This is a genomic window from Bradyrhizobium sp. BWC-3-1, assembly GCF_032917965.1.
In the GTDB taxonomy this organism is placed as follows: domain Bacteria; phylum Pseudomonadota; class Alphaproteobacteria; order Rhizobiales; family Xanthobacteraceae; genus Bradyrhizobium; species Bradyrhizobium canariense_D.
In genome coordinates, this window is record NZ_CP136625.1 from 325,951 (window position 1) to 338,614 (window position 12,664).

Here is a 12,664-nt window from a genome sequence, read left to right on the forward strand (position 1 = left end):
CCCGTCATGGCCGGGCTTGACCCGGCCATCCACGTCGAGCCACGAGAGAGCAAGTCGTGGATGCCCGGGTCAAGCCCGGGCATGACGATTGTGGATGTGGCGACGCCGTCAGTCACCAATTCGTTCCCATCATGTCCCTGATCGGCCGCCTCGTCGTCATCTTCATCGGCTTCCTCGCCGCCTGTTTCGTCGGCGGCATGATCGTTGTCGTCGCGCTGTTGTTTCCGGAGTTCGCCGATCTCGGCGCCGGTCCCGTCGATCAGGGCACGATCGATATCCTGCTCGGGTTCGGCTTCATCTTCGTCTCGGGCTTTGCGCTGGTGCCGGCGGCGGTGATCGTGGCGATCACCGAGGCGCTCTACATCCGCAGCGCGCTCGCCTATGCCGTGGGCGGAGGCGTCGTGGGGCTCGCCTGCTATCTCGGCCTGGTCCCGTTTCATTCCGACACGCTGCAATTCGAAGGCATTGTGCGGCGGCATCTGGAGATCATGACCGGCGCGGGCATCGTCGCCGGCGTCGTCTACTGGCTGATCGCCGGCCGCAATGCCGGCGCTTGGCGCAATCCGCCGCCTGCGCGCCAGCCGCCTCCGCCGCTGCCGTCGAATTCGCGGCCGGATGCGCGGTGACTTTCTGACTTGTCACGGGGTTTTCATCCCTTTCCCACTGGGCTAAACCGCGCGCCATGAACCGGACTGGACTCTTCATCGCCCTGGCGCTGTGGCTCGTGATCGGCGTCGTTTTCGGCCTCTATCCCGAGCTTGATCTCAAGCTCGCCGCGCTGTTCTTCGACCCTGAGACGAAAACGTTTCCGCTCAAGCTGAACGGTTGGGCCGGCTTCGCGCGCGACGCCGCGATGTGGGTCGCCTGGGCGTTCGTGCTGCCTGCGCTGATCGCGCTCGTGGTCAAGATGGTCCGGCCCGACCGCCCGCTGATGGTATCCGGTCGCGCGATCGTCTTCCTGCTGGTCACGATCATCATGTCGGCCGGCATCCTCACCAATCTCGCCTTCAAGTCCTATTGGGGCCGGCCGCGCCCGGTGGTGGTGACGCAGTTCGCCGGCGACCAGCAATTCGTGCCGTGGTGGGATCCGCGCGGGGGCTGCGCGCGCAACTGCTCGTTCTTCTCGGGCGAGGGCGCGACCGCGTTCTGGACGCTGGCGCCGGCCGCACTGGCACCGCCGGCGTGGCGACCGCTCGCTTATGCCGGAGCCGTGGTGTTCGGCCTCGTGACCAGCGGGCTGCGGATGGCCTTTGGCGGCCATTTCTTCACCGACGTGTCGATCGCCGGCCTCGTCACCTTCGTCGTGATCTGGTTTGCCTACGCGCTGATTTACCGCTGGCCGCGGACCCGGTTTTCCGACGAGGCGGTCGATGCCGCCCTGACTCGGCTGAACATGCCCGCTTACCGGCTCCGCCAGCGCCTGTTCGGACGCAAGACGGGTGCCGAGCCGTCAGTTTGAGCCATTAAAGGGGTGCCGAGCCCCGCGAAATTTGATATTCGCGCGGTCAACCCGTGAAACGACATCAGCCCTTCGAGACCGATTGGAAGCCCCATGACCACGATCCTGAAAAGCCTGCCCAAGGGGGAGAAAGTCGGCATCGCTTTTTCGGGCGGCCTCGATACCAGCGCGGCGCTGCTCTGGATGAAGCAGAAGGGCGCGCGCTGCTACGCCTATACCGCCAATCTCGGCCAGCCGGATGAGGCCGATTACAACGAGATCCCGCGCAAGGCGATGGAGTTCGGCGCGGAGAAAGCGCTGCTGGTCGATTGCCGCACGCAGCTCGTCCACGAAGGCATCGCCGCGATCCAGTCCGGCGCCTTTCATATCTCGACCGGCGGCATCACCTATTTCAACACCACGCCGCTCGGGCGCGCCGTCACCGGCACGATGCTGGTCGCGGCGATGAAGGAGGACGGCGTCAACATCTGGGGCGACGGCTCGACCTTCAAGGGCAACGACATCGAGCGCTTCTATCGCTACGGCCTCCTGACCAATCCGGGCCTGCGCATCTACAAGCCCTGGCTCGACCAGCAGTTCATTGACGAGCTCGGCGGCCGCGCCGAGATGTCGGCGTTCATGACGGCGCAGGGCTTTGCCTACAAGATGAGCGCCGAGAAGGCGTATTCGACCGACAGCAATCTGCTCGGCGCGACGCACGAGGCCAAGGATCTTGAAAGTCTCGACAGCGGCATCAAGATCGTCAACCCGATCATGGGCGTGCCGTTCTGGCGTGACGACTGCAACGTCAAGGCCGAGAAGGTTGTGGTGCGTTTCGAGGAAGGCCAGCCGGTCGCGCTGAACGGCCAGACCTTCAGCGATGCCGTCGCGCTGTTCCTCGAAGCCAACGCGATCGGCGGCCGCCACGGCCTCGGCATGAGCGACCAGATCGAGAACCGCATCATCGAGGCCAAGAGCCGCGGCATCTATGAAGCGCCCGGTATGGCGCTGCTGCACATCGCCTATGAGCGCCTCGTCACCGGCATCCACAACGAAGACACCATCGAGCAGTACCGCATCAGCGGCATGCGCCTCGGACGCCTGCTCTACCAGGGCCGCTGGTTCGATTCGCAGGCCCTGATGTTGCGCGAGACCGCGCAGCGCTGGGTCGCGCGCGCCGTCACCGGCGAGGTCTCGCTCGAGCTGCGCCGTGGCAACGACTACTCGATGCTCAACACCGAAAGCCCGAACCTCACCTATGCGCCGGAGCGGCTCAGCATGGAGAAGGTCGAGGACGCGGCGTTCACGCCGGCCGATCGCATCGGTCAGCTCACCATGCGCAACCTCGACATCAACGATACCCGCGCCAAGCTGAAGCTCTACAGCGACACGGGCCTGCTCTCGGGCAGCGAAGGCTCGCAGATCTTCCGGCTGGAGAGCGACAAGAGCTGACACGCTCCATCCGGGCTACGAAACAAAACAAAAAATGGCCGGGATTGCTCCCGGCCATTTTGCATTTGTGTGTCGCCTCAGCGCGGCGGCGCGGTGCCGGGCGGGGGCGGCGGCAGCGAGGCCTGGCCGCCGTTGAGCAACGGCGTGATGTTGCGGACGGTGACGCGCCGGTTGATCGCGCTCGGTCCTTGCGTCTGCTCCTTCAGGTACTGTTCGCCATAGCCTTGCGACGTCAGGTTTTCAGACGGCACACCGAATTGCTGGGTCAGCAATTCGGCCGCGGACTGCGCACGACGGTCCGACAATGACAAATTGTCGACGTCGTTGCCGACGGCGTCGGTGTGACCTTCGATCAGGAACACCACGCGCGGGTTGGCCTGGATCGCACGGTTGAGACCGTCGGCGATCGACTGCAGCTTCGCCGCCTGGTCCGGTGGGATGGTCCACGATCCGGTCTCGAAGTTGATCGTGTTGAGGTCGATGCTCGGCATTTGCATGCGAACATTCGGGCTGTAGCGGATCTCGTCGAGCGTGTAGCGACGGTTGATCCGCTGCACCGGCGGCGCCACCATCGTCTCGTAGATCACGTCCGGCGAGGCCTCCTGGGCGTCGACGATATAGCGATCGTAGGGCATGTTGACGACGGGCGGCGGCGCGTCGACATAGAAACCGCCGACCGACTGCGGATCGCGGTAGCTGTTGTCGATGATGACGAGCTCGCGCCCGGCCGGGTCCCTGCGGATTCGCCGCAGCAGCCGACCGTCCTGACCTACAACGGTAATGATCTCGCTGCCGTCGGGACGGATCACCACGGTGCGGGTATCGGCGCCGACAGTTTCGGTGCGGATGTCGCGGGCGCCATAGCGGAAGCGATAGAGATCGTTGCCGCGGACGTAGGTCTGCCCACCCGGATCGCGGATGATGATGCGGTCCGGCTCGGTGTAGACGGTGCGGCCGCCTTCGACCGACTCGCGGCGCTGGTTGCGGTAGTCGGCGATGGTCGCGCCGATCACGGCACCGGCGACGACACCTGCACCGATCGCGAGCGGCGTCAGGTCACGCTGCGGCGGACGCGGCGGTGGCGGCAGGGGCGTGGTCGTCGTGGGCGCGGCGCGGAACGCCGGCGCAACCGTGGGCGCCGCGTATTGCGCCCTGTTGGGCGGCGGGGTCGCAGCCGCCGAGCCCGGCACGGTGCTCGGTGCGGCGGCGCCGGCGGGGGGAGCCGGCGGCCGGGGCGGGGCGCCTGCCTGCGGCTGGGTCGGCGGAGCTCCGGCAGCGGGTGCACCAGCAGGAGGCGCACCACCCTGGCGTCCAGGGGGCGGTGTCACGGCGCCACCGGGGGCCGGCGTCGTTGTCGGAGCCGGAGTTGCACCAGGCGCAGGAGGCGAACCTGGACGGCCGGGCGGCGGCGTCGGAGTGCCACCGGGGGTCGGCGTGGCCGTCGGCGCGGGCGTGGCGCCTGGAGCAGGTGACCCTGCAGCCGGGGGCGCACCAGGACGTCCGCCGGGAGGCGGCGTACCGGGGCGGCCAGTCGGCGGCGTGCCCGGCGTGCTGCCTGGAGCCGGCGTCGCGGTCGGCGCAGGAGTCGCCGTCGGTGACGGTGTGGCTGCAGGTGCAGCCGGAGCACCCGGTCGCGCGGTCGGAGCGGCCGGCGCAGGCGACGGTGTTGCCGTGGGCGCCGGCGCTGGGCGTCCGTGCGGAGTTGCTGCCGCAGGCGGCGGCGGCGTCGGTGCGTGCTGCGGAGCCGCGGCGGACGGCGGTGCTGGCGGCGGGGGAGCCGGGCGCGCGGAAGGCGGTGCCGGAGGCGGCGGTGTCGGCGCGTGCTGTTGCGGAGCCGCAGCCGGGGGCGGCGCAGGTTGCTTCGGGGCGGAGGGCGGCGGTGGGGGCGGCGGCGGTGCCGGACGGGCCACAGGTGGCGGCGGCGGCGGCGGCGGCGGCGGTGCCGGACGGGCCGCAGGTGGTGGCGGGGGCGGTGGCGGCGCTGCTGGGCGCGGCGGTGCCGCAGCCGGCGGAGGCGCTGCCGGCGGATGGGGAGGTGCAGCTGCGGGCGGCGGTGCGGCCGGGCGCGCGGGCGCCGCAGGCGGCGCGGCCGCTGGTGGTCCCTTCGGCGGCTGCTTCGGTTTTCCGTCAGGGCCGGTCTCTTGTGGCTGCGCCTGCGCGACGACAAGCGGCGGCGCGCCTTGTGCATGCGATGCGGAGCTTGCGAATTGCATCGCGGTCAGAGCCGTGGTGGCAAGCAGCACGAAACGAAGGTTGGTCATGTGGTGAACTTCCCCGGAAGGTTCTTTGACGAAGTGTTCGGATGAACAGCTACGCGTTAGGCCGGATTGTGGCGGACGAAGCGGACGCGGCCCGATTTATTTCTGCACGCAAATCACCTCACTATGGTGACGTTCATTGCGCATTCAGACGCAGGTTGCAATTGCCTCGGATGTGATGCGTCGCCTCATGCGCGATCCCGCGGCGGACTTGCATCCGTCGCGGGATTCGGCGTGAGCGGTCCGTTCGGTCCGCGTGATGGAATCTCTTCAGGCATGCGGCCCGGCAATTCGTCGGGCGGCGCTGGCGAGCCGGGCTCGCGCACCGGCGGTGCGATTTCAGGCTGCGGATTGCTCGGCGGAATCCCCGGCGGCGGTTCGGTGGGCGTACCGGGCGTCGACGGCGGTATCTCGGGCGGCTCGATCGGCATTACATAGAGACCTTGCGGTTGTCGCCGAGATCGGGGCGCGTGTTCGTCACCGCCGCGGCCGCCATCTTCACATAGGAAATCACGGTGCCGGGCGAGTCCCAGAACTCGGCATCGTCAGGCGTGACCTTGAGCACGCGGATGTTCGGATCTTCCGCAGAGTCCCACCACGCCTTGGCCGGCGTCGAGAACAGCTCCTTGATCTTGGCACGGTCATTGGAGATCATTGCGGTGCCCGTCAGCGACACGTATTTCTGGCAGCCGGCATCTGCGAACGACAGGTTGATGGACGGATTGCGCGCGATCTCCTCGTCCTTGTGACGCCGCGCGTCGGTGAGGAAATAAATCGTGTTCGCGTTGCGGTCGAGATAGGCGCTCATCGGCCGCGCGCGGAGCTTGTCGCCATCGCGCGTCACCAGCATCGCGAATCCGATCGTCTTCATCAGATCCCATACGCGGTCGACGTCGCGGGCATTGTCGTTGGCCATGTCGTGCTCCTTCTTGCAAGGGACGACAACGGCGCGCGCGGAACGAGGTTCCGGCCGAAGGATGGAACTTATCTATTCCGGCGCGTGGCAAACCGCCTCGATGTTGTGTCCATCAGGGTCGAGCACGAAGGCGCCGTAATAGGTCGGATGGTAATGCGCCCGGATGCCCGGCGGCCCGTTGTCGCGCCCGCCCGCTGCAATCGCCGCCTTGTAGAACGCGTCTACCGTGGCGCGGTCCTTCGCCAGAATCGCGACATGCACCGGCTTGTTCAGCGCGCCCTCGCCGCCGATCCAGAAATCCGGCTTGCCGTCGGCGCCGAAGCCGGCGGCTGGATCGTGTCCGGTCTGCTCCTGCGTGACCTCCATGATCAGGCTGTAGCCGAGCGGCGCCAATGCCTTGGCGTAGAACGCCTTGGCGCGCTCATAGTCGGAGACCGGGAAGCCCATATGGTCGATCATTCGTAACCTCCGTTGTTCGTCGTCAGCGCGACAGGAACGTATTGCTCCGCGTCTTGCGCGCAACCACGAAACCGCGCGCGACCATGTCGGCGATACAATCGTCCCGCCATTCCTTTTGCGACAAATGCTCGATTACCACCGCGCGCGGCCATAGCAATTGCGGCGCGTCGCGGAAGAAGCCGATCAAAACGCGATCCTCGAAGCCCTCGACGTCGATCTTCAGCGCGTCCACCTTGGTGACGCCGGCGTCGCCGAGAATGCGCGTCAACCGCAGCGAGGGCACCTTGATGGCCTCCGCGCTGGCCGTGCCAGTGACGACATGCGTGGCACCGAGATTGCCGCCGCCGCTCTCGATCATCAGCTCGCCGTCGCTGTCGCCGGCGGCCGCCTGCACCAGGCGCACCTGCGTCGCTTTCGACGCGGCCTGGTTGAACGACAGCCGTCCAAACGTCATCGGATGCGGCTCGATGGCGATCACTTTGCCTGATGGCCCGACCTGTCGCGCCATCACCAGCGCGAAGGTGCCGACATTGGCGCCGACGTCGACGAACACGCCGCCCTCCGGGGTGTGCTGGCGCAGGAAGTCGAGCTCGTCGAGATTGTAATCGGGATTGAACAGCGCGCCGCGCTCGGTGGCGCTGCCCTGGTGATAGAAGCGGAACGATGCGCCCTGGTAATGCATGTCGATGGGGCCACCGCGCAGCAGGTTCACCAATCGCGACAGCCAGGGCCGGAACGCGCCGCGCTTCAGCCCCGATTGTGTCGCGAGGCGAATGATCGCGGCCTGCGCCGCGTTCGGCGCAAACGCGCCGAACGGCGCGGACGAAGGGGCATTATCGGTCGCCAAGTCAAAGTCCTCATTGCAAGCGGCGCATGCATAGCCGGTTTTGCCGGGGACTCCAACGCTCGATCCGGGCAACAATCTCTGGGTCGTCCCGGCCTTCGCCGGGACGACGAAGAAAAGAGACCGCCCCTCACGCCGCCTTTTTCGGCGCCTTGCGCTGGCGCAGGAAGCGGCCGAGCAGCTTGCGCTTGCCCTTGCGCGGGATCAGGTCGATATCGCTGACGAGTTTTGCGCCGCCCTTGCGGCGCTCCAGCACGATCTTGCGGCTGTGGAAGGCTTCCAGCTCGACACGATGCGCGACGCTGACGATGGTGGCCTTCGGCAGTTCGTCGGTGATCATCTTCATCATCTTGTCCTGGCTCTTCTCGTCGAGCGCCGAGGTCGCCTCGTCGAGCACGACGATATCCGGGTTGTGCAGCAACAACCGCGCGAAGGCGAGGCGCTGCTTCTCGCCGCCGGACAGCGTCTGGTCCCAGGGTGCTTCTTCCTCGATCTTCTCCTTGAGATGGTCGAGGCCGACCTTGTGCAGGGCCTCGCCGATCTCCTCGACCGTCCAGTCGTCTTCCGCGCCGGGATAGGCGACGGCACGACGCAAGGAGCCCGACGGCACGTAGGGTCGCTGTGGCAGCATGAACAGCCGCCGGTCGGGATGGAAATTGACGCTGCCGCCACCCCATGGCCAGAGCCCGGCGATGGCGCGCACCAGCGTGCTCTTGCCGGTGCCGGATTCGCCGGCCACCAGCAGCCGCTCGCCACGCTCGATCACCACCTCGGTCTCGCCGACCACGGCGGTGCCGTCATCGAGCGTGACGGAGAGATCCTTCAGCTCCAGCATGGCGTCATTGCTGGTCTCGCCGCGCTTGATGCGGCCGAAGCCGTCGCCCAGCTCGGCGCGCTCGAGGCCGTCGAGCGACATCATCAGCGAGGCGATGCGGCGAGCGCAGGCATTCCAGTCGGCGAGCCGCGGATAATTGTCGACCAACCAGCCGAACGCGCTCTGCACGATGGTGAAGGCGGAAGCCGCCTGCATCACCTGACCCAGCGTCATGCTGCCGTCGAGGAATTTCGGCGCGCACAGCAGAAGCGGCACGACCGGCGCAACGAGGCTCGATCCCTGCGACACCAGCGTGGTGCGCATGTGCTGACCCGCGAGCCGCGCCCATTGCCGCAGCACGTTGGTGAAATTGCGGTCGATGCCGTCGCGCTCCTCCTCCTCGCCGCCGAGCAGCGCGATGCTCTCGCCGTTCTCGCGCACGCGCGTCAGCGTGTAGCGGAAATCGGCCTCAGCCTGGTTCTTGTCCTCGGAGACCTGCACGAATTGGCGGCCGATCACCAGGATCGAGCCCGATGCAATTCCCGCATAGAGCATCGCGGCGATCACCAGGAAGCCGGGAATGGTCACCGACGATCCCGCAAGGGTGACGGTGAGCGCGCCGCCGATGGTCCAGAGCACGACGATGAAGGTCACGGCCGACAGCAGCGCGGACGTCACGCCGGCGAGAAAATCCACCGGCGAATCGGTCGCGACGCGCAGATCCTCCGCGATCCGGTATTCCGGATTCTTGTGGTCGCCGCTGACGAGATTGAGCTGGTAATAGCGGCCGTTGCCAAGCCAGCGCGTCAGCACGCTTGCCGTCAGCCACGCCCGCCAGCGCCGCTGGATGCCCATGCGCGCGAACACTTGTGCCACGCCGAGCACGATGCTGCCGATCGCGAGCGGGAAGAATACCGCGGTGAGATGGAAGACGGTGGACGCCTCGCGCTTCTCGATCGCGTCGAAGATCGCCCGATTCCAGACATTGATGCCGTATTGGAAGCCGACGGTGAGGACGATCAGCAGGCCGAGGCCGACGGAGTAGAGCCACGCAAGCCGGTCGCCGTTGCCGCCCCAGAAGCCGCGCGCGCTGATCCAGAAGCGGGTGAGGAGATAGTCCTTGCGGGCCTGCTCGGCCTCTTCAGGCGACAGCTCCGGGTCGGGCTCGACCAGCTCGGGCGGCGGCGGAGCCACTTCCCCGCCGGTCTCGCCGATGATTTCGACGATGGGCGGCTTCTTGCCCGATTCGCGTTTTCTGACCGGCTTTTGCATGGCCGGATAACGCAAGCTAAATCAAAAGGTTCCCGCAGGTTCCGGGCGTCAGCTCACTCGGCGGCGCCGTCGCGCACCCGGCGCCGCGCGACCCGGTGCAGCACGCGCGATAGCTGATCGATCGCGTAGGGCTTCTGCACGAGCTCCAAATCGACCTTGCCGTCCTGGGACAGCGCCTCGCTGTAGCCGGTGGTCAGCACGACCGGCACGCCGATGCCGCGGTCGCGGACCGCCTGCGCGAGATCGAGCCCGGTCATGCCGGGCATCACGATGTCCGAGAAAACGACATCGAAGCGATCGGCATCCATGACCAGCTCGGCGAGTGCATCGGTTGCGTTGTCGATCAGCGTGACGCTGTAGCCGAGCTCGGTGAGGCCGTCGGCCGCGAAATTGGCGAGTTCGATATTGTCCTCGACCAGCAGCACCGACATGCCGCTGCCGGCCACGGCCGGGGCCGTATTCGGTGCCTGCCGCTGCGGCAGCAAATCCGGCGCCACGCGCGGCAGGTAGAGCGAGAAGGTGCTGCCGTGGCCGACCTCGCTGGTGACTGTCACCTCGCCGCCGGACTGCCGGGCGAAGCCGAACACCTGCGATAGGCCGAGACCGGTGCCGTGGCCGATCTGCTTGGTGGTGAAGAACGGTTCGAAGATGCGCTCGAGCCGCGTAGCCGGAATGCCGATGCCGGTGTCGCTGACGGCAATGCCGACGAAACCGTGTTTGCCAGCAAGGTCACGGCCGCCTGAAAGATCAGGGTTGCCCGAGACGGGAGCCCGCGTGTCCGCAATGGTCGCCGCGGCCTCGACGTTGAAGACGATCCTGCCCTTGCCGTGCATGGCATCGCGCGCATTGGTCGCCATGTTGATCAACGCCGTCTCGAACTGGCTTGCATCGGCATTGACGAGGCAGGGCTCGGCCGGCAGCCGCATCGCGATTTCGATCGCGGGTCCGAGCAGCGTCGCGAGCATGTCGTGCAGCGACTGCAACCGCGCGCCGACGTCGAACACCTCCGGCTTCAAGGTCTGGCGGCGCGCGAAGGCGAGCAGCTGCGATGTCAGCTTGGCTGCGCGCCCGACCGCGTCTGCGATGGCGGTGATGTAGCGCTGGCGCCGCTCCTCGCTCAGCTGCGGCCGGTTCAGCAGGTCGACCGAGGCGCGAATCACGGTCAGGAGGTTGTTGAAGTCGTGAGCGACGCCGCCGGTGAGCTGGCCGAGCGCCTCAAGGCGCTGGCTGTGCTTGAGCGCCTCCTCGGCTTCGCGCCGCGCGGCGGCCTCGGCCTGGAGATGCTGGGTGCGCCGGAACGCGAACGCCAGCAGCAGAAACAGCAGCGCGGTGGCGGGAATGCCGAACACCAGATGCTGGCCCATGGTGGCGAACCAGCGCGCGCGGATCGCCGAGGTCTCCAACCCCGCGCTGACATAGATCGGGTATTCGGCGATGCGTCGGTAGCCGATGCGGCGCTCGACCTCGTCCGATGGCCAGGCAATGGTGATGAGGCCATGCTCGGGGTGAGCTGCGATGCTGCGGCCGACCGGCCCGTTAGGATCGAGCCTGAGGTCGCGATCCAGCCGCGGAAGATGCGCCAGCACCACGCCGTCGGTGCGTCCCATGGCGAGGAAGCTGCCGGGGTCGGAGCCGATCCGGGCATAAAAGCTCTCGAAATATTCCGGCAGGACGGAGGCCTGGATCACGCCGATGAAGCTGCCGTCGTCGGAGCCGCGGCGGCGGCTGACCCCGAAGAAGCGCGCGCCCTGATAGGGCTGGCGCGGCGTCAGGGGAACGCCGATGTAGCTGCCGATGGTCTGGTCGACATGGGCGGCAAAGTAATCACGGTCCGCAAAGCTCTGCGCCGGCGGCGGCGATGCCAGGCTGTTGACCAGCGACTTTCCGTCCGCATCGAAGATCCAGGCCGATTTGAGCTGCGGCAGCGAATCGGACAGTTGCTTCAGGCGGCGGTGCAGGCCCGGTTCGCGCGAGCGGATGATGTCGTCGGGCATGCCGCGCACCACCTCGTTGATCTCGGCGAGGCTGCGGTCGATGGTCTCGAACACCTTGAGCGCATGCTCATGCGCGACATCGAGGGTGCGCTCGATCTCGCGGTCGGCGATATCTTTCGTCGAGGTGTAGGAGATCGAGGCGGCGATCGCGAACAGCGCAATCGGCAGCGCCAGGGACGCAGCCATCATCCACTGCAGCAATCTCAGCGAATTGCGTTGTGCGCCCTGCACGGTCGCTCCGGTCCCACGCCGGTGAGCTTACTTGAATTTCGCGCCGGGAAGAAAGCGGCTTGTGGCGGGAATCAGAGGTTGCAACCCGCCGGCTTGCCCGCGTAGGGCTGAGGTAAAATCTACTGGAAGATGCGCCCGCCGTAGAATGCCCCGGCCGTGCCGGCCGGGGATCGCAGCATGAATGACGCCTAGATCTGGCGCTCGACCATCTTGAGCTTGAGCTCGGCGATGGCTTCCGCCGGGTTGAGGCCCTTCGGGCAGGCCTTGGCGCAGTTCATGATGGTGTGGCAGCGATAGAGGCGGAACGGGTCCTCGAGATTGTCGAGCCGCTCGCCGGTCGCCTCATCCCGCGAATCCGATACCCAGCGGTTGGCCTGGAGCAGCGCGGCGGGACCGAGGTAGCGCTCGCTGTTCCACCAATAGCTCGGGCAAGAGGTCGAGCAGCAGGCGCAGAGGATGCATTCATAGAGGCCGTCGAGCTTCTCGCGGTCTTCGTGGCTCTGCTTCCATTCCTTCTGCGGCGTCGGCGAGGTCGTCTTCAGCCACGGCTCGACCGAAGCGTATTGTGCATAGAAATTGGTGAGGTCGGGGATGAGGTCCTTCACGACAGGCTGGTGCGGCAGCGGATTGATCTTCACCGCGCCGTCCTTCACGTCGTGCATCGAGCGGGTGCAGGCCAGGGTGTTCTGGCCGTCGATGTTCATCGCGCAGGAGCCGCAGACGCCTTCGCGGCAGGAGCGGCGGAAGGTCAGCGACGGGTCGATGTTGTTCTTGATCCAGATCAGGCCGTCCAGCACCATCGGCCCGCAATCATGAGTGTCGACGTAATAGGTGTCGACGCTCGGAGTCTTGCCGTCGTCCGGATTCCAGCGATAGACGCGGAATTCACGGACCTCAGTCGCGCCCGCGGGCTTCGGCCAGGTCTTGCCGCCTGATATCTTGGAGTTCTTCGGAAGTGCGAATTCAACCATTTCGATAAAGCTTTC

The 12,664-nt window shown here is 66.6% G+C and carries 11 protein-coding genes; 3 read left to right on the forward strand and 8 right to left on the reverse strand.

Annotation, left to right across the window (positions count from 1 at the left end; genetic code table 11):
- The first annotated feature begins 131 nt into the window (after window positions 1-131).
- The 3 genes from RX329_RS01555 to argG all read left to right on the forward strand — a co-directional run bounded on the left by RX329_RS01555 (window position 132) and on the right by argG (window position 2,890).
- On the forward strand, window positions 132-626 hold the full coding sequence (locus RX329_RS01555; protein WP_018459767.1) for a hypothetical protein: 495 nt from the start codon (window positions 132-134) through the stop codon (window positions 624-626).
- A 56-nt stretch (window positions 627-682) separates the two neighbouring features.
- On the forward strand, window positions 683-1,459 hold the full coding sequence (locus RX329_RS01560) for a phosphatase PAP2 family protein (RefSeq protein WP_018459768.1): 777 nt from the start codon (window positions 683-685) through the stop codon (window positions 1,457-1,459).
- A 93-nt stretch (window positions 1,460-1,552) separates the two neighbouring features.
- Window positions 1,553-2,890 (forward strand): argininosuccinate synthase, encoded by a 1,338-nt coding sequence (argG, locus tag RX329_RS01565; RefSeq protein ID WP_085359652.1) that lies wholly within the window; start codon window positions 1,553-1,555, stop codon window positions 2,888-2,890.
- 77 nt (window positions 2,891-2,967) lie between these two features.
- On the opposite strand, the gene RX329_RS01570 is transcribed toward argG, so the two are convergent.
- The 8 genes from RX329_RS01570 to RX329_RS01605 form a co-directional block, all read right to left on the reverse strand.
- Complete coding sequence (locus RX329_RS01570) at window positions 2,968-5,151, reverse strand: OmpA family protein (RefSeq protein WP_317245496.1); 2,184 nt, start codon at window positions 5,149-5,151, stop codon at window positions 2,968-2,970.
- A 185-nt stretch (window positions 5,152-5,336) separates the two neighbouring features.
- Window positions 5,337-5,579, reverse strand: a complete 243-nt coding sequence (locus tag RX329_RS01575; protein WP_018459772.1) for a hypothetical protein — start codon at window positions 5,577-5,579, stop codon at window positions 5,337-5,339.
- The gene (locus RX329_RS01580; RefSeq protein ID WP_085357606.1) at window positions 5,579-6,064 is read right to left on the reverse strand and encodes a pyridoxamine 5'-phosphate oxidase family protein; all 486 of its coding nucleotides are present in this window, start codon (window positions 6,062-6,064) and stop codon (window positions 5,579-5,581) included. Before RX329_RS01580 ends, RX329_RS01575 begins: the two co-directional genes overlap by 1 nt.
- Window positions 6,065-6,136: 72 nt before the next feature.
- On the reverse strand, window positions 6,137-6,523 hold the full coding sequence (locus RX329_RS01585; protein ID WP_007598770.1) for a VOC family protein: 387 nt from the start codon (window positions 6,521-6,523) through the stop codon (window positions 6,137-6,139).
- 22 nt (window positions 6,524-6,545) lie between these two features.
- Entirely contained in the window at window positions 6,546-7,370 is an 825-nt protein-coding gene (locus RX329_RS01590) for an FkbM family methyltransferase (RefSeq protein ID WP_085357604.1), read from the reverse strand.
- Window positions 7,371-7,497: 127 nt separating this feature from the next.
- On the reverse strand, window positions 7,498-9,453 hold the full coding sequence (locus RX329_RS01595; RefSeq protein WP_026233875.1) for an ABC transporter ATP-binding protein/permease: 1,956 nt from the start codon (window positions 9,451-9,453) through the stop codon (window positions 7,498-7,500).
- Window positions 9,454-9,506: 53 nt separating this feature from the next.
- Window positions 9,507-11,678 (reverse strand): hybrid sensor histidine kinase/response regulator, encoded by a 2,172-nt coding sequence (locus RX329_RS01600; RefSeq protein ID WP_085357602.1) that lies wholly within the window; start codon window positions 11,676-11,678, stop codon window positions 9,507-9,509.
- Between the two features lie 188 nt (window positions 11,679-11,866).
- Window positions 11,867-12,649, reverse strand: coding sequence for a succinate dehydrogenase iron-sulfur subunit (locus RX329_RS01605; RefSeq protein WP_018459776.1), 783 nt, complete (start codon window positions 12,647-12,649; stop codon window positions 11,867-11,869).
- Window positions 12,650-12,664 lie beyond the last annotated feature (15 nt).